Source organism: Algoriphagus sanaruensis (genome assembly GCF_001593605.1).
GTDB classification, from domain to species: Bacteria; Bacteroidota; Bacteroidia; order Cytophagales; family Cyclobacteriaceae; genus Algoriphagus; species Algoriphagus sanaruensis.
In genome coordinates this window covers 2370047-2387679 of sequence record NZ_CP012836.1, presented here as the reverse complement: position 1 = coordinate 2387679, position 17633 = coordinate 2370047, and the positions used below count along the sequence as shown (strand labels likewise).

Annotated in this window: 13 protein-coding genes and 2 tRNA genes; 3 read left to right on the top strand and 12 right to left on the bottom strand. The window is 40.0% G+C overall.

The features are described 5' to 3' along the window. Positions 1 to 20 precede the first annotated feature (20 nt). The 3 genes from AO498_RS10430 to AO498_RS10420 are packed head-to-tail and all read right to left on the bottom strand — an operon-like array spanning position 21 to position 6559. Positions 21 to 890 (bottom strand): hypothetical protein, encoded by an 870-nt coding sequence (locus tag AO498_RS10430; protein ID WP_067547046.1) that lies wholly within the window; start codon positions 888 to 890, stop codon positions 21 to 23. A gap of 9 nt (positions 891 to 899) precedes the next feature. After that, positions 900 to 5363, bottom strand: coding sequence for a metallophosphoesterase family protein (locus AO498_RS17025; protein WP_082792219.1), 4464 nt, complete (start codon positions 5361 to 5363; stop codon positions 900 to 902). 41 nt (positions 5364 to 5404) lie between these two features. After that, positions 5405 to 6559 (bottom strand): DUF1573 domain-containing protein, encoded by a 1155-nt coding sequence (locus AO498_RS10420; RefSeq protein WP_067547043.1) that lies wholly within the window; start codon positions 6557 to 6559, stop codon positions 5405 to 5407. 10 nt (positions 6560 to 6569) lie between these two features. Between AO498_RS10420 and trpS the strand changes: the two genes are divergently transcribed. Then, a complete protein-coding gene (gene trpS / locus AO498_RS10415) occupies positions 6570 to 7547 on the top strand; it encodes a tryptophan--tRNA ligase (protein WP_067547040.1) in 978 nt (325 codons plus the stop codon). A gap of 36 nt (positions 7548 to 7583) precedes the next feature. Here the strand turns inward: trpS and AO498_RS10410 are convergent, their stop codons facing one another. The 4 genes from AO498_RS10410 to AO498_RS10395 form a co-directional block, all read right to left on the bottom strand. Beyond that, a complete protein-coding gene (locus AO498_RS10410) occupies positions 7584 to 8438 on the bottom strand; it encodes a PIG-L deacetylase family protein (RefSeq protein WP_067547037.1) in 855 nt (284 codons plus the stop codon). Continuing rightward, positions 8435 to 11848: a DUF7133 domain-containing protein gene (locus AO498_RS10405; RefSeq protein WP_067547034.1), complete on the bottom strand. Its 3414-nt coding sequence runs from the start codon at positions 11846 to 11848 to the stop codon at positions 8435 to 8437. Before AO498_RS10405 ends, AO498_RS10410 begins: the two co-directional genes overlap by 4 nt. 172 nt (positions 11849 to 12020) lie before the next feature. Next, positions 12021 to 12092: transfer RNA gene (locus AO498_RS10400), tRNA-Glu, on the bottom strand. A gap of 53 nt (positions 12093 to 12145) precedes the next feature. Next, positions 12146 to 12217 (bottom strand) — tRNA-Glu (locus tag AO498_RS10395). Positions 12218 to 12417: 200 nt separating this feature from the next. Between AO498_RS10395 and gap the strand changes: the two genes are divergently transcribed. Beyond that, positions 12418 to 13410: a type I glyceraldehyde-3-phosphate dehydrogenase gene (gene gap, locus AO498_RS10390; protein WP_067547031.1), complete on the top strand. Its 993-nt coding sequence runs from the start codon at positions 12418 to 12420 to the stop codon at positions 13408 to 13410. Between the two features lie 2 nt (positions 13411 to 13412). Here the strand turns inward: gap and AO498_RS10385 are convergent, their stop codons facing one another. The 5 genes from AO498_RS10385 to AO498_RS10365 are packed head-to-tail and all read right to left on the bottom strand — an operon-like array spanning position 13413 to position 16797. Then, a complete protein-coding gene (locus tag AO498_RS10385) occupies positions 13413 to 14114 on the bottom strand; it encodes a TIGR04283 family arsenosugar biosynthesis glycosyltransferase (RefSeq protein ID WP_067547028.1) in 702 nt (233 codons plus the stop codon). Further along, on the bottom strand, positions 14111 to 14824 hold the full coding sequence (locus tag AO498_RS10380) for a DUF6134 family protein (RefSeq protein ID WP_067547025.1): 714 nt from the start codon (positions 14822 to 14824) through the stop codon (positions 14111 to 14113). The genes AO498_RS10385 and AO498_RS10380 overlap by 4 nt, the downstream gene beginning before the upstream one ends. Beyond that, entirely contained in the window at positions 14787 to 15416 is a 630-nt protein-coding gene (locus AO498_RS10375) for a TIGR04282 family arsenosugar biosynthesis glycosyltransferase (protein ID WP_067547022.1), read from the bottom strand. The genes AO498_RS10380 and AO498_RS10375 overlap by 38 nt, the downstream gene beginning before the upstream one ends. Before the next feature lie 2 nt (positions 15417 to 15418). Beyond that, complete coding sequence (gene arsS, locus AO498_RS10370; RefSeq protein WP_067547020.1) at positions 15419 to 16465, bottom strand: arsenosugar biosynthesis radical SAM (seleno)protein ArsS; 1047 nt, start codon at positions 16463 to 16465, stop codon at positions 15419 to 15421. Further along, positions 16465 to 16797 (bottom strand): arsenosugar biosynthesis-associated peroxidase-like protein, encoded by a 333-nt coding sequence (locus AO498_RS10365; RefSeq protein WP_067547017.1) that lies wholly within the window; start codon positions 16795 to 16797, stop codon positions 16465 to 16467. Before AO498_RS10365 ends, arsS begins: the two co-directional genes overlap by 1 nt. A 190-nt stretch (positions 16798 to 16987) precedes the next feature. Here AO498_RS10365 and AO498_RS10360 point away from each other — a divergent pair, with 190 nt between their 5' ends. Continuing rightward, positions 16988 to 17623: a peroxiredoxin gene (locus tag AO498_RS10360; protein WP_067547014.1), complete on the top strand. Its 636-nt coding sequence runs from the start codon at positions 16988 to 16990 to the stop codon at positions 17621 to 17623. Positions 17624 to 17633 lie beyond the last annotated feature (10 nt).

Below are 17633 nucleotides of genomic sequence, written 5' to 3'. Positions count from 1 at the left end.
TGAAATTCAATCGCCTCTTTTTATTTCACTTTCCAGCCATTTTCTAAAATCTGCTTAAGATCATCTGGAGTATTTTTTTCTTTGCCAGTCAGGAGATAAAGCACCATTCCTGCATCAGATGGATCAAACTCATCTCCTTTTTGAGCTGCTTCTAATCGTGAGTACAGCCAATCCCAAGAGCCTTTGGAAAACGGTTTAGTGTCTTTTGCAGGAGAAGACTTAAGCCAGTCGTAGCGAGACTTTGATGTTTTTAATCCTTCATAATCTGCTCCCCCATTTTGATCCTCGATCTGATCAAAGGTGAGACCCTTCGGTTCAAATTCTGCTTTTAATTTATCCCAAGTCCATCCAGAATGTTTTTCCCACTCATAAGGTTTTTCAGCGTGATTATTATTCCATTCCGAATGTGAAATCAGCCTGACAAATTTGAGTTTGTCTGCCTTCGATTCATTGAGCGCATTTCCAATTACCTCCATAGGTCCCGCTGCAATAATCGTCAATGGATCTTTTTCAGAACTGGCATTGATTTGAAGCGTCAGTTCAATGATCGCATAATTAGGAGCAGTAACGGCTTCAATAAATTTGGTTTTCTTTGAACCAAACCATTTTGACCCCATAAAAGCACTTTCTCTCATTTGAGCGTCTGCACCAGGTTTTTCTTTGTTTGAACCCCAAGTATGATCGCTAAAAGAATAGACGGCTAGCTGATCTTCTATACCTGCGGCTTTTAGCAAGGCCAACGACATGGGAGTTGCAGCCCAATCGTCTTCATCATGCTCATTTCCATCCGAACTGATCACAATTCGCCCTTTGGAATACGGAATTGTTTGACCTGTGGACCAGATGGATACGGTAACCAAGATGCAAACAAGAAGAAGCTTTAATTTCATAGAAAATGTTTATTTCAAAATAATCAAGCGGCCAAAATAAGGACGCATCGAAGGATCAATCCAAGTAAGTAAATAAACTCCTGGAGCTGTTTCTCCAAACCTTAACTCAAATTTCCTTTGGTCCAAGGACGTGATTTCCATCAAGCTTGTTACTTCTTTCCCTGAAGAAGAATAGATTTTTAACCATTGAATAGCTGGAACAGCCTCTGCTTCAAGTTCAATTACGGCGCTATGCTTGGCAGGATTAGGATAAATTTTCAAATCAGACGCTAAACTTGTCCAAGGCAATGCCAATCCCGAAATGGTTAAAGTAACTGGCGCCAAATATGCCTCGCAACCTGCCTCTGAAGTCATCAAAACTTTGTATTCACCCATGGAGTCCACGGTTAATACTCGATTTGTTTTTCCTTCCATCTTTTCCCCGTTTCGATACCATTGATATTGATATCCTTCTGGGGCTCGAAGAATATTTCCGTCTACTTGGATTTCTCCACTAGGTTTCGAATTGACGATAACCTCGACCTTTGAAGTCTCTGAGAGACATGCTCCCTGATAACGAATGAGTGCTTGGTATTCTCCTGCTTCTGAAATAGATAAGGTTTTTCCGGTTTGGCCTTGAATAGGAGTCCCATTTCTTCTCCAAGCAACCACTTCAAATTGGCCCTCTGCGACCACTTCTAACACTCCCTCTTCTCCCTCGCAAAGCAAGGTTGAACCTTCTAAAACTGGAGCCACTTCCTCTTTTCGACTAACCCTGACTTCTGCATTTACCTCTGTTTTATTTCCTGAGAAATCAATGGCAGTCACTTTGATCAATTTGGTTTTAGCAAGATCCTCACAGGTAAATGTCACCTTTGCAGGACTAATTTCCTTGATCCCACAATTGTCAGAAACGGCTTCGATCAGATCATTGATAGGGATTTCCAAACTACCCTTGGTTACATCAAGAAATACCTCTTTCGATGAGACGGAAAGTACTGGTGCGATAAGATCTTTAATGAGTACTGAAACTGTTCGCTCCCAAGTGGTTCCCTTTTCATTTTTGATCAAAACAGTGACTTGATTTACTCCTAAATCATCACAAGTAAATTGATTTTGACTCAAGGTAGCTGTGAAGCCCGTTGGCAAAGGCCAGGTTTTGAATACTTCTGAAACCGCTAAATCCGCTTTCCCATTTTGATTCAAATTGAGAACCTTTTCAGTATACACTTCCCCAAAATCAGGCACTTGAAAATTTACTTCGACGATTTCGGAAGAAATTAGACAGGCATCAGTAGGATAAACCTTTGCGAAATAACTCCCCGAATTCTCAACCAAAATTGAATTCCCCTTTTCTCCTTCGATCTTTTGGCCGTTTTTATACCATCCTTCTAAAACAAAATCAAGTTCCTCACCCAACCGAAGTTCTACTAGTTCTCCGGCATAATAAGGCCCTGATTGAATTGGCTTGAGAGAAAGAGTTTTTGACTGGGTATCCTCAATTGAAACCGAAACTTGCTTTTTGGTGGTATTTCCACTCGGATCAGTTGCTGTGATTTCAAATTCGACTACTTTTCCAATTTGCTCACAAGTAATTAGAGTCGGGCTAATCTCTAAACTCGAAACTTCGCAATTGTCTGAAATTTCCTTTACAAAATCACTTACGTCTACTTGAAGAGCCCCAAGAATCCTATCCAAGGTTAATTGAGGCGTTTGAACAACTAAGATTGGGCTAGTTAAATCGACTATTTGAAGGGTAATTGTTTCCTCTTTTTGTCCCCAATCTGGATGACTCAAAACAGCCGTTACTTGGTTGCTGCCTAGATTTTCACAGCCAAATCTTGACTTTGAAAACGAAACAGAGACTCCTTCTACCGGCCAAGTCGCAAATACATCATCGGGATTCAGGTCAGCTTGATCATTTTCCCCCAAGGCTAATTGGATATTGGATTTCACTTCTGGCCAAGCTACTGAAATTGATTCAAGCACTAGCCACTCAGATTCTACTTGACATCCATTTGTCAAGTTTAAAACGGCTACATACTGGCCGGCTTGATCCACACGAATACTTTTAGCAGTAGAATCATGGAATGTTTCCAATCCTATTGATGCGATACGTTTCCAATAAGCTACCTCATAGTCTAATTCATCACCCAAACTCAATTCAACTGTTTTTCCCTCAATCAAATCTCCCGATGCAGTTAAAGTCACCTTTTTGGATTCAATCGTATTGAGGTAGACTTTTCTGGTTTTTACTGTGAAGTTTCCTGACTTGTCAATGACGGTGATTTTTACGAAAATTGGATCTTCTGTAAAATCAGCGCATGAAATGGAGGTTCTATCCAAATCTATGGTAACCCCTCCTGCTCCTAAACAATTCTCAAAAATGTAATCCTGCCGAATGTAAAAATCATCAGGACTAAGGTTCACCACTCCAATTGTTTTATCAAAAGCTAAATAGGCATCAGTAGCTTCAAAGTCAGGAGCCAAATCATCAACAACCACTACAGAAACTACTCGCGACCATTCTTGACCTGTTCCATTTTTTACGGTAACGGTTACGGGTTGCACCCCTAAATCAGAACAGCTAAAAATCTCACTTCTTGACAAGGTAATGTCCCAATCATTTTGAGGCCCCGTATTGAAAAAGTTGGAAACGGACGTAATTATAAAACCTTCCGAATTGAGGGCTACTTGAAATGAACTTTTGAAATCAGGCTCAATCACAGGATCAGCCGTAGTTGTCAATTCAACTAAAATCCGAACAGGATCATTGTAAACCCTTCTTTCAACTCGTTGAAGTTGGTATTGATTATTCATCACTGGAAATGAATAAACAGGCTCAAAATCTATCTGTGCGTAGGTTTTGCCTCCATCTTGAATCTTTTTAAGATTGACTTCCAAGTGTCCGTAGTGCTTTCCACCATCCAGCAAAACTGGATTTGCACTAGAATTATCCCATTCTTCTTTGGAATCAAGGTCAGCTACCCATTGGGAATAGGTATTAAATCCGAGAGGATTTAAAGGGTTATTGTACCAATCTCTTTTGACCCCACGCATTCCATCGCCTGCTACACCCACATCGTAATAGTGCACCCCTTTGCCATCTGAATCTTCATCCACAAAACTTCGCTCAAAAAGCTCATCATGGCCTGCAAAAACAGCGATTACACCGTATTCCTCAAGCAAGGGATGAAGCACTCGAAGAGGAAGTCCCTCCTGACCTGTTGCGAGTTCATGATTAATTGGAATACCATGTTCCCCAGAGCTGTAAGGAATGTGATGAAACTGTACAAAGATCAATCTACCCTCCTCCTTGGCTTTGATCAGATTTTTCTCCAACCAAGTATACTGTGGAGTCCCTGGACCAAATCCAGACAAATCAGTTCCCCCAGCTTGTTCGTATTGGGATTGGGTGAAATTCTCTTGGGTGTCCGTTCCGATGTCTGTGAAAGTTGTACCTGTTAGTTTCTGGTCGGCAGGAAAGTCCGATCGAGATTGCTCAGGCGTGCCGTTGGAAGAGTCCAAGGTTAAAATTGTTATCGGACCATAATCTGTCCGATAGTAGCTTTGTCGATGCTTCTGATCAGGATCAGTAGTAGGAAATTCAAAAAAAGTGTGAAATCTAGATCTGCCTAGCAAAGGATTGAAATCTCCCCTTTCATTGGTCCCATATCCACCATTTAATGCTCCGAAAGTTTCCCAATTACCGATCGATGGAATGATCGGATATTTGTCAAATACTTGGTCAAACTCCCCTGCGGTATGCCTCCAAAACTCATCCCAACCCGGCATATAGCCCCCGCCTTGCACCAAGTCTCCTGGCATCAGAACAAAATCAGGATTTCTAGATTTCAAAATCTTTAGATTTTCTGCAAATCCATCCTTCTCCGAGAGCAGGTAATTCGGAAGTTCAATCCCTTGTTCGGTGGTAGATCCAAAGGCATTTTTCCATCCTGAAGGCACAGGATAAAGTCTAGGAAATGGATCACCAGGATACCAAGCCCGATTGGTAACTCTTCCTCTTGGTTCTGTCTCTGAATCTGAAAGTGCGATAAATCGAATAGACTCCCAATCTTGTGAATCAGGAGCGGTATGGAAAGAGGAAGAATAAGTCTCTCCATTCATAGTAACGGAATACAAAAAAGTCTGATTAGCCGGAAGTGTGTAAACCTTTTCGTATTTAAAATATTTATCCCCACCAATCCAATTCACTCCTTCCAAGCCAACGATGGTTTGATTTTTTTCAGCTTGCGTGTAGTACAAATTGGAAACTTCTACCCCATTAACTTGATTACTGATCAACTGATTCCCTTGCGCATCTTTAAGGACTATCGAAGAAGAATAATTACTGCTCGCAAACCATCGGATTTGTATCTGATTTTGGTTGACTTGGAGATATGGGAGTATTCGAAAATTCCCTTGCGCGAAAACTGCTCCTTCGAGCAAGAGAAAAACAAAAAATAAAGCGAAAATGTATTTTGAAAATTTCATTATGAATCGGATTTAGAGGCCCGTTCTATATTCAAACTTAATTATTCAATTCGACTTTTCAGGACTATCAACTGCACCGGATTTACCGGATCATTGCTAAAGAGATAAATATTCCGTTGATCGATCCCTTTTCTTCCCACAGGATCAAAAACCAAGGTAAGCTCCATGGATTCACCAGGAGCTAGCACATTTTTGGGAGCTTCAATCAGTAAGCAATCGCAATTCCCTTGGATTTTTTTGATCTCAAGTGGCTTCCTTCCCGGATTCGATAAAGTCACTGTTTTTCTTACGACAGATTTATCACTGATTTCTCCGAGGTTCACTTCTTTATTTTTAATCAAAAGCTGTGGAGCCTGATTAAGTTCCTCTTTTGATATGGGAGGGTAATATTCAAACAAATTGGCAATTAGTCCTAAGGAAACAACGGTAGAATCTTGATTCTCCCAAGAAATTTGAACCTCTTCCTCGATATAGCCCAATTCTTTTTTGACCTGTCCATCAAAAGTGATTTTAAACAAACCCCGCTCATTAGATCTCACCAAAGGCTGAACTTGTTCTATTTGGATGTAATCAGAAGCGTAAAACTTCATTTCCTCCTTTAGTAACTGATTACCAAAATTGAAAAATTCCACAAATTTCACCTTGGGTTCATTGTCCATCACATCTCCCATATTGATTTTGCGAAGGCGAAAACCCAAAGAACCTAGTTTTACAGAATAGGCATTTTCTGGCTTGGAAGGATATGGAATCACGGTTCCTTCGATAAATAGGGAATCCTGAAAGGAAGCATTGCTTCCTTTCACTACAATTAATCTTGAAAAATATCCAGCTCCGGAACTGGGATCAAATTCAATCTGAACTCTCCCTTCTGAGCCTTTAAGCAAGGTATCTTGGGTATATTCAGCAGTAGTACAACCGCACTCAAACCAAACATCTTCCACCCAAGAAACAGAATCAGAATTATAAACAAATTCAAATGTGGCAGATTGAAAACCCTGTTCTTCTAAGATTGTACCCAATTGAATTCGATTCACTTTCCAAATCAACTTCGGCAATTCTTGAGCGATTAGGTTTGAAGAATAAACCCAAGCAGTCAAAATAATCGATGTGAACAGAATGAAGGCCTTGAAATTCATAGATGCAATTAACGCATAATTTACCCCTGATTCTAGGTTGATTTCTTTAATTTGCGCCAAAATTGAGCAAATGGCAAGAGTATTAACCGGTATTCAGAGTTCAGGAAGACCACATCTGGGAAACATTTTAGGAGCAATTATTCCGGCTATTGAACTGATTCATCAAAATCAAGAAGAGGAGTCATTCATCTTTATCGCTGACTTTCACTCCCTTACTACCCAAAAGGATGGTGATATCCGCAAACAAAACACCTTGGCTGTTGCTGCTGCTTGGTTGGCATTTGGCTTAGATATCGAAAAAACTGTTTTCTACAGACAATCCAGAATCCCCCAAGTAACCGAATTGACTTGGTATCTTAACTGCATCACGCCTTTCCCGATGCTTGCCAATGCGCATAGCTTTAAGGACAAAGCTTCTAAACTTGCGGATGTAAACGCAGGCCTTTTTACTTATCCTGTTTTGATGGCAGCAGACATTCTACTGTATTCTGCGGATTTGGTTCCTGTAGGAAAAGATCAATTACAGCATTTAGAAATGACCAGAGATATTGCTGGGACATTCAACCGAATCATTGAAGAAGATCTATTGGTTCTTCCTGAGGCAAGAATCAATGAAGAAGTGAAGACAATACCTGGTACGGACGGACAAAAAATGAGTAAGTCTTACAATAACATCATTGACATTTTCTTACCAGAAAAGGAACTCAAAAAGAATGTCAATAGCATTATTACTGACAGCACTCCACTCGAAGAACCTAAAGATCCAGATACATGTAATGTATTTCAATTGTACCGATTGATAGCAACACCAGAACAAACTCAAGCTCTTCGCGAAAAGTATCTGGCAGGAAATTTTGGATATGGACATGCCAAGAAAGAATTTATGGAATTGATCTTGGATAAATTCAAAAAAGAGCGGGAAACCTTCGATTACTTCATGAATCATCCCGACGAAGTCGAGCGAAGACTTTCGGCTGGAGAAGAAAAAGCACGGAAAATTGCTCTTCCACTTCTCGAGCGAATTCGCGAAAAATTAGGATTTAATTAAATCAAAAAGGCCTGAAATGATTCAGGCCTTTTTTTTTTACTTGACTTCAGCAAAATACTCTCGATCAAATATTCGTGAATAAATCCAGGAGGGGATTCGATCATGAAAAGGCATAAGATCTTGAAGCACTTTTTGTTGTGATTCATGAGCTTTCATAACTTTTAGTACCGTTTTGAAATACGGCTGAGTAACTACCGAAAAATCAGGCTGAGGAAGACCATCAGCAGGGTTTTCCGGATAATTTCGCTGGAAACCTGAGGAAAGCTGCAAAGCTACATCGATTTGATTTTTACACAGGGTAACTTGATACATCTCAGAAGGTGTAAAGTCCAAAGTCCCTTTATTTTCTAAAAACACCTCTTGAACAGCTAATCCTGTCAATCGATGATCGGAATGGCCATAGAGTCCCACTTTGGAATCATATGAAAGAAGAACATGTGGCTTGATTTCGGAGATTAACTGCTTCACGATTTTCTTGAGTGAATCTAATCCAATGCCGCTTAAGCCACTGTCTGGATAATCCAACAAAATCAAACTATCTACACCCAAAATTGCAGCGGCATTTTGCATTTCTAGGGTTCTTTGCCTGGCTAGTTGAATCTCGTCCTCAATCCCTGAGGATTTCCCCTTTTCACCTCGAGTTAGGCAAATCAGTTTGACCTCATGCCCAAGTTCTTTCAACCCCAAAATTGTTCCAGACACAGTCACTTCGTCGTCGGGGTGAGGAAAAATTGCGAGTACTTTTTTAGATGTCGATTGAGCAAGGAGAAAGTCTCGTTGAGGAATACTCAAATCATGCAACTTTCCTCGGCCATATTGGATCAATGCCCAAGGAGCAAGCAAGAAGATCATTAGAATAATCCCCAAAGAGACGATCAAAAACTTTCTCATTCAGATTTCCTCAAGTTGGACAAGTAGCTAACTAAATCTCGAATTTCTCGTTTACTCAAAAGTGTCCCCATAGGTGGCATACTTGAAGGAGCCAATTGGGAGGTTTTGATATCCTTTCGAAGGATTTCCTGTTCACCTGATCCAAGTTTGACGCGAAGTGCATCTTTGCTTTCCTCCATTAATAGCCCTGTAATTTTTTCACCAGCGTTAGTTTCAATTGAAATAGTACCAAAACCAGGGGCTAAACGCTTACTTGGCTCAACCAATGCCATTAACAATTGCTCTCTGGAAAGCACATTACCAATATTATCCAAAGCCGGACCTGCATTTCCTCCCATATCATCGTAAGCATGACAACGAATACATTGAGCCGTCTGATTTTCAAAGAAAATGGTCCGACCTCTTCTGGAATTACCTTCAGCAAGAGCGCCTGCAAATTTTTTCCACTCTTCACCTCCAGCTTTTTGGTCTAATAGGGCCGTGAATTCTGTCTTTAAAGATTCAGAACCCGTATTGGTGATCGCTTCTTCCAATTCAATCCAAGTTCCTTCAGGCAATTTACCTTTGTCAAAATCTGCCAAAATTGATTTCCACACTGGAAGGTCTTTGGCTCCTTCCAAACTGGCCAAGGTCGTTAGCGCTGTTTGCTTTTCAGGGATGGTTCTCTTTTGAATGATATCTATCAATAGTGAAACTTTCTGATCGTTAGGAATTGCTGTCTGGGAGAGCAAAACAAGACCTTCTACCCGGACCGATTGGTTGTTGTCTGACATTGCCAATGAAATAGCTTCTCCAAGATTAGAGGTATTCATCGCGACCAAGGCATTGAGGGCTGAAATTTTAACTTGGTCTGAGGGATCAGACTTCATTTTTGCAAGAAGTAAATCCGCAGTCTCTGAAATTTCCAATTTACCAATTGCCTTTATCGCTTCGATCCGAACTTGTTCTATCCGATCAGCAGCCGAAGAAATTAAGACAGGTTTCACTTTTTCTCGAATCAAACTTGGATCTCTTTTTACTTCCCCTCTAAATCGGCCATCCACACGGTCAACCAAACTAGGTTTAGCCCATGTTCCTAAAGTGGCCAACGCCTCCATTCTTAGAGCTACGGGGATATCAGGTTTTCCTAAGAAGGCCAATACTTGATTTAAATTTTCTTCCTTTCCAACGCGCTGATTGGCACTGATCACTCTTCTGATCAAAGGTTCATTTCTAAAAGTGGTCGTTGACAAAATTGCCCCCAAAGCAGGCAAAGCTGCTTCAACAGAGAAATCATCATGAATAGCTCGTGCGGTTTCAGTTACGATATATTCATCAGAATCCTGAAGAAATTTCGCCAACTCTGGAGATTCCAGTCTTCGAAGCGCAAGCACCGCTCCCAATCGAACGGCTTTGGAAGGATGAGAAGAAAGTGCTGCCAAAGGGGCAACCTCACCAATTTGAGAAAGGGCATAGGTTACCCCATGTCTCAAATACGCATCTTCGTCATTATTGACTTCCAATAATGAAATCAAAGGTTGAATAGCCTCTTTTGCCTTTGCTCTTCCCAAAGCTTCGGCACTAAAAAACTGAACCCTCGCATTGGAATGAGTTAAATTTTCAATGAGGACATTATTCGCTTTAGAATATCGAATATCCCCAAGCCATTTTGCAGCTTGGGCCGCTATTTCCGAATCTTCATCCTTCAATAAGGGAACAATTGCGTCAGCATATTCTTTTTTATCCATTCGAGAAAGTTGGGTTAAACCCACAATCCCATGTACTCGAGCGATGGAATTACTTCGGTCTTTGATCACTTCTTCAAAAACTTTAGCTCCTTTTTCTCCACGCTTGGCCAGCTCAAATTGAGCTTTGCGTCGAACACGCATGTCTTCAAAATACAACTTGGATTTTAATTCTGCCTCCGAAAGCTTTTTATAATCAGCTTTAATTTCCGCTGTAGTTTGTTTTTGCAATTCCCAACCTTTAGCAGTTTCGTCAGTCAATTTCCAGATTCTTCCGTAATTTTTATCATCCCAGCCATTTACCCAATCCGCCATATAGAGAGCTCCATCAGGTCCAAAATCAATCCCGGTTGGCAAAAAGCTACCAACAATTTTCTCGGTTTTGGTTAATTCAAAAGAAGCTCCTTTGGGCTGAAGCTGAAAAGCATGGATACCGGAGGAAGCCGCACTTCCCACAAATTCCACAACAAAAAAATGATCTTTCCACCTAGGCCCCAATCCTGCTCCAGGGTTAAAAACCATCCCTGTTGGACCACTGACATAATTCATCAATGGAGGTGTAATGTATGCTGCTTGACCTTCCCAACGAGGAAGAAACAATTTCTCATCCATCCACACCTTGTAGGTATTATTATCAGGATCTCGATATTTCCCAAACTGCCAGTTGATTCTCCATCCAGAATCGGATCCTCTAGTCAAGTAAACTAGCCTTTCTTTTTCTCCAGCATGATCACCGTCATTATCTACTGAAATCAAATTGGTATACTGATCAAAAACAAATTCATGGGTATTTCGAACTCCCATTGCGAATATCTCAAAATCACTTCCATCCGGGTTTGACCGAGCAATTACCCCACGATTTGGATATTTATATTCAGTACCATCATCTCCCTTTCCATTGAATCCGATGTCTCCTATTCCCCAATAAATCCGTCCATCGGGTCCCATTTCTACACCGGACATCCCGTGACCTCCAAAACCGATATGAATGCCATAGCCATAGGACATAGATTGCTTTTCATCCATGATTCCATCGCCATTTTTATCCATCAATCTCCACATATCCGGGCCTGCAGCTACATAAAGTGCATCTTCTGTTTTCATCAGACCTCCTGCCACATCCACCACCTCATCATAAAAATCGTTGACCTGGCGTTGAGACCAATCAGCCAACCCATCGCCATCGGTGTCTTTGAGTTGGTAAATGTGATTTCGCTCGATGGTCATATCCCTCCAGTCATTGGAACCATCACCATTGAGATCTTTTAGCCAAGTATTCTCAGAAGATCGTTCAGGTGAAAGCTCTGTGCGTAGAAAATTTCGCTTATCCTCAATAGTTTGAAGCGCAATAGACCTAATTTCCCAAGATTGATGGCCTCTGATATCAAACTCAGAATTATTCCTTCGAGGGGATCGGGTATAATAAATAGAACCGTCATCGTAGGCTTGAATAGAGATCGGATCTTTCACCAAAGAATCAACTGCCCATAAGTCCATTTTAAGACCTTCTGCCAATACAGGACTAATTGAATTTCTGGCTGCTTCTGCTTGGGGAGCTATTTCTTCAGGAGTTAGCGTAAGGATTTCTAAATCGACTGGTTCTGACTCTTTACACGAATAAATCGCAGTTAAAGTAGAAAACACAAAAGTGCCAAGAAGAATAGGTTTGAAGTTTGGTTTGTACATGTAAAAACTATTTAACCCCAAAAATTAAAAAAAATGGGTTTTAGTTTTTTTACCGCTGATATAAAACAGATATAAACAAAAATCCCAGCCAGAAGCTGGGATTTTGTTCACTTTAACCACTAACAACCATAAAACAAAAATAATAAAAGCACAACGATTAAGTTATGCTTAGTAGTCCGTACGGGAATCGAACCCGTGTTTTATCCGTGAAAGGGATACGTCCTAACCCCTAGACGAACGGACCGGAAGGGGAATCTGAATAATGCACTGCAATATTCAGATTGACAATAAGTTAAGTAGTCCGTACGGGAATCGAACCCGTGTTTTATCCGTGAAAGGGATACGTCCTAACCCCTAGACGAACGGACCATTTTGGATTGAAAAACTTGCTTTTTCAAAAGGTTGTGCAAATATAGAGGGTTGAATTTATAAAGCAAAAAGCCCCACCAAAATTTCTTTGGAAAAACAGGTAATAACCTGAATCAAAGCAATTAAATTTTAACAAAACAGGTATGATTTGAATTCTATAATTTCGTGACTGAAACAAGAAATCAACGACCTTTCAACTTATGACAAAAATCGCCATCAATGGATTTGGAAGAATTGGTAGATACACTGCAAAACTTCTTCTACAACATCCCGAATTAAAGCTGGTTGCCATCAACGACTTGGCTGAAAAGGAAGCTGTTGCTCATCTATTGAAATATGATTCCGTTCATGGGAAGTTTGAATCAGATATTCAACTTCAAGGATCTGATCTTTGGGTTGATGGAAAAATGGTTCACCTCTATTCTATTTCGAATCCAGAGGAATTACCCTGGAAAGAGCTCGAAATAGATTTGGTCATCGAATGCACCGGTAGATTTACAGATAAGGATGGAGCTTCCAAACATTTGAAAGCAGGTGCAAAAAAAGTCATCATATCTGCGCCCTCACAGGATGAATCGATTCCCATGGTCGTATTGGGAGTGAATGATTTTATCTTAACCGGAGAGGAAAAAATTGTTTCAAACGCCTCGTGTACTACCAACTGCCTCGCACCTATGATTAAAGTATTGGAGCAAGAATTTGGGATCATCAAGGGATTTGCCTCTACTGTTCATTCTTACACCAATGATCAAAATCTTCACGATGCACCCCATCGGGATTTAAGAAGAGCAAGGGCTGCAGCATATTCTATCATTCCTACAACGACCAATGCTGGCAAAGCCTTGGATCGAATCCTTCCAGGTCTCGCAGGAAAAATTGAAGCATCGGCAATGCGAGTACCCGTTCCGGATGGTTCATTGACTGACCTCATCATCGAATTGACAAGGGATGTAAGCACAGAAGAAGTGAATCTAGCTTTTAGAAATGCTGAAAAGGGTGATTTAGAAGGCTATTTGCAAGTAGAAGCAGACCCGATTGTATCCATGGATATTATCGGAAACCCAAACTCCTGCATCATAGATGAAGCGCTCACATCAGCTAAAGGAAATCTGGTGAAAGTGGTAGGTTGGTATGATAATGAATCAGGATACGCGAATCGGCTCGTAAACCTTGCTGAAAAAATTAAGCCTTAATTTCAGGACTTTAGACTTTTAATGTATGCTTCCTTAATCACGGTTGGAGAAGTGCCTCGTTTGAAATTCCAAAAAGCGAGCAAGTTTGCCACTTGTACTTTGAGCCATGAATTATGCTCATACTTTCGAGCAGAAACAAGAATGGATTTTGGAATGATATAAAAATTGCTCTTGCCTTTTATCCTTCGTACCAAATCAAAGTCTTCCATGATAGTGAATTGAGGATCAAAGCCTCCCAAATCCTCAAAAAATCGTTTGGAAATAAAAAGAGTTTGGTCTCCTCCACCAGAAAAAGGACCATTAAAACGGGTTGCCCAACTGTTGATTTTCAGCATCAACTTGCTAGAATCGAATTTATACCGGAAACACCCTGCACGAAAACCTTTCAATCTGGCCTTTTGAATATCAAAAGCGAAAGAGGAATTCATTCTTACATCGGCATGGACAAAAAGTAAGGTATTTCCTGAAGCATATTGGGCTCCTAGGTTCATTTGTTGGGCTCTGGATGCCTCTTTTGTAATATAAACCGTTGCTCCCAAACTCTCAGCCACTTGAATACTTTGATCCACACTTCCTCCATCCACTACAATTAAATCTTGAAGGAAATTACCCCCAAATTCCTGAATACTGGGAATAAGAATCTTGAGATTTTCCTGCTCGTTTAAAACAGGAATAATTACTGAAATACGGAGTGATTCTTTCACTGAATTCGTCTTACTTGATAGTTTTTTATTGGATTTTCAAGTACGATTTTTTCCAATATTCCGGATTTATAGTAGTAACGATTTGTATTCCCTTCGACCGTAATTTCATAAACTCCGGGTTCAATTTGAGTGATTTTTTGAGCAGTCCCATAAACTTCCGAAAGGAAGATGTCCCCTGATTTAGGCTCATGAAAGAACATTTTATTGCTGCACCAACTTAGTGGACCTTTGAGGCTTTTTTCATTTTCATATTTGTAAGTAGCAGCATCGACTTGATATTCATTTCCTTTCCAGAGGATTTTGGATAAATAATCTCCTCGATTGGTTTTAGATTCAGATTTTGTCTTAACGATTCTGCCTTGAAGAAACTTGGAGACAGTTGAAAATTTCAAATCCACACTTCCGAAAAACCAGAATTTCACCTGGCTTTTTACCTCATAATGAACCGTATCTGTTTTTCCTGAAAATCGCTCCGCTGTCATATCACCGATTTTCAGGCCCAACACTACAATTTCGTATTTCAGTGCTTCCTTGGCTAAGGGTTCCTGAGCCTTAGCGGGAAATGAACCTACCAGAATAAAAAAACAACAAACCAACCCAACACAAAGACTGATTTTAGAAGGGACAAAAAAGGATTTTATAGAATTTTTAAAATGATTGGTGGTCTTTGCTTTATAAAGTTGGACCGTCGGATGGAGAAAGGTAAGCATACTCTGGAAATTGGGAGATAAACAGGGAAAGATCCTCTACGGTGTCAATGTCGTAGAATTCTGGCAATTTGCTAACAGAAAGTGAAAGATTTTGTGCCTTTTCCAAAGTTTCAGCCTGCACTCCATCTGTACTCCAATTTATTCCTTCAAAAAGTTCGGGTACCAGTCTTTTCATACCCAACAAATAGTATCCCCCATCCTTTGCAGGTCCGAGAATCACGTCATTTGAGTGAAGTTGGTTGAAGGCCAAATCCAAAACCTCACCGGAAATTAAAGGACAATCTGAGCCTATGATACAAATTGAATCATATCCCATTTCGAAGACTTCTTGAAATGCATTTCTCATTCGTTCCCCTAAATCTGCGCCTGATTGGATTCTGAATTGATTCGATGTATTTGGGGGCAGATTAGGGATAAAGTCCGAAAAGAAAATAAAGGAATCTGCCCTACAATTTTTCACCGATTGGTTGGTGATTTCCACTAAGGCCTCATACACTTTTAAAGCCGCTTCATCCCCAATTTTATTGGCTAATCGAGTTTTGACTTTTCTCAAAACAGGATTTTTTTGAAAAACGATTAAGGCACTTTTCATAACTAAGTTGTTGCTCCTCCACAGCTTGATCCCGCACCTGCAGTACAGCCAAAACAATGGTTATTTACGACTATTGATCGATCTTTTAATGCCAGATTATTCCAATCACTTACATGCTTGCAAGAGGATTCTAATTTTAAATCTAACATTTGATTAAAATCACAATCATACAAATACCCATCCCAACCAATGGAAAGGGTATTTCGACACATCACCCCCAAAGCAGCAGCAGGATTAAATGCCGAAATCAATTTTTCCATGTACGATTCAAAATTTTCCGAACGAAGTAAGTATTCCAAAAATCTTGAAATCGGAAGGTTGGTGATGGTAAACAATTGATTGAATTCTACTTGAAATCGATCTCGAAGTTTCTTTTTAAACTCGGCTTCTAATTCAGATTGTGATCCAGGCAAAAATGCTCCGGCAGGATTATATACCAAATTTAATTTCAATCCTGAATTTTCCATTCCATATCCTTCTGCATTAAGGAGTTGAAGGGCCTGAATAGATTTATCAAATACGCCCTCCCCTCTTTGGGAATCGGTTCGATTGGCAGTAAAATAAGGTAAAGATGAAATGACTTCTACCCTATTTTCTTTAAAGAATTTCGGTAAGTCATGGAATTTAGGATTGGCTAGGATAATGGTCAAATTACAACGGACCAGGATTGCTATCTCCGGTCTGATTTCCCTAATTTCAGTAACAAGACGTCTAAAATGAGGATTCATTTCAGGAGCACCTCCCGTTAAATCCACTGTATGAAGACCCTTTTCGGATTCAATAATTGCCAAGCAAAGTTCCATCGTCTCCCAGTCCATAATTTCCTTTCGGTCAGGGCCCGCATCTACATGGCAATGCTTACAAACTTGATTGCACATTTTTCCCAAGTTGATTTGGAAAATTTCCAATTGGGTAGGTTTGAGGGGAAAAAGATTCATTCCCCTCAAATGATATTCAAAATTTTTCTCGGCAGGAACTTGATCAGTCAGGACTTTCAATTCCTGACTTGATTCTGAAAGCGGATGTAATTGAGCTTTTAATGACTTCATTACATGGATAATTCATTGATTTTATTCATCATCTGAGTTGAATGAACTAAAGATGCACCACCTCTAATCGCAGCTGCAACGTGAACAGCCTCCATCATTTGTTCTTCATCGCAGCCTTTTTCAAGACTATCGGAAGTATAAGCATCTATGCAATAGGGACATTGAATGGCATGAGCCACAGCAAGTGCAATTAATGATTTCTCTCTTTCTGTGAGTGCTCCCTCTTTGAATACTTCCGCATAATAGGCGAAAAATTTATCACCCATGCTTTTTTGAAGGTCAGTGATCTTACCAAACTTTTTAAGGTCTTCTGGATTGTAGTAGGTTTTCATTTTTTCTTAGGATTTACGATAAAGTTGAAAGAACAGATTGATCTAATCTTAAAAATAAATATCCCCTAAGGAAGTTTCATTTTCGACATCTGTTCTTTCTAATTCATTCTTTTTTAAACCCTTTCTTTTTTGATTCGTAACAATCTCTATATTTACCTACAAAATCTATAGACTTTAAATATTTGATACTATGTCATTACGATTAGGAGATTTTGCACCTGACTTTACAGCTGAAAGTTCACAAGGAACGATCAATTTTTATGAATTTTTAGGAGATAGTTGGGGGGTGTTATTTTCCCATCCAGCGGACTATACTCCAGTTTGCACTACCGAACTGGGTGCAGTCGCTCGGTTAAGAAATGAATTTGAAAAACGAAATGTGAAAGTATTGGCTCTGAGTGTTGATGGATTAGAAAACCATAAAGGATGGATTGGTGACATCAACGAAACTCAAAATACAGAAGTAAACTTTCCAATCATCGCTGATGAGGATCGAGTTGTTTCCACGATTTATGACATGATTCATCCCAATGCCAGTGAAAATTTTACTGTTCGATCCGTATTTGTAATCGGGCCTGATAAACGAATCAAATTAATGATCACTTATCCTGCCAGTACAGGAAGAAATTTTGATGAATTATTACGGGTCATTGACTCACTTCAATTAACAGCTCACTACTCGGTAGCTACTCCTGCCAATTGGAAAAAAGGTGAAGATGTCATCGTATCACCCTCTATTAAAACGGAAGATATTCCAGCCAAATTCCCTAAGGGCCATCAAGTTATCAAACCCTATCTAAGAACTACTCCTCAACCAGATTTATAAAAAGAAACCC

Bases quoted from the DNA above. Each gene is read 5' to 3' on its own strand.
- AO498_RS10430 (WP_067547046.1), bottom strand. From the start codon at position 890: ATGAAATTAAAGCTTCTTCTTGTTTGCATCTTGGTTACCGTATCCATC.
- AO498_RS10365 (WP_067547017.1), bottom strand. From the start codon at position 16,797: ATGAAAACCTACTACAATCCAGAAGACCTTAAAAAGTTTGGTAAGATC.
- AO498_RS17025 (WP_082792219.1), bottom strand. From the start codon at position 5,363: ATGAAATTTTCAAAATACATTTTCGCTTTATTTTTTGTTTTTCTCTTG.
- arsS (WP_067547020.1), bottom strand. From the start codon at position 16,465: ATGAAGTCATTAAAAGCTCAATTACATCCGCTTTCAGAATCAAGTCAG.
- AO498_RS10410 (WP_067547037.1), bottom strand. From the start codon at position 8,438: ATGAGAAAGTTTTTGATCGTCTCTTTGGGGATTATTCTAATGATCTTC.
- gap (WP_067547031.1), top strand. From the start codon at position 12,418: ATGACAAAAATCGCCATCAATGGATTTGGAAGAATTGGTAGATACACT.
- AO498_RS10405 (WP_067547034.1), bottom strand. From the start codon at position 11,848: ATGTACAAACCAAACTTCAAACCTATTCTTCTTGGCACTTTTGTGTTT.
- AO498_RS10380 (WP_067547025.1), bottom strand. From the start codon at position 14,824: ATGCTTACCTTTCTCCATCCGACGGTCCAACTTTATAAAGCAAAGACC.
- trpS (WP_067547040.1), top strand. From the start codon at position 6,570: ATGGCAAGAGTATTAACCGGTATTCAGAGTTCAGGAAGACCACATCTG.
- AO498_RS10375 (WP_067547022.1), bottom strand. From the start codon at position 15,416: ATGAAAAGTGCCTTAATCGTTTTTCAAAAAAATCCTGTTTTGAGAAAA.
- AO498_RS10360 (WP_067547014.1), top strand. From the start codon at position 16,988: ATGTCATTACGATTAGGAGATTTTGCACCTGACTTTACAGCTGAAAGT.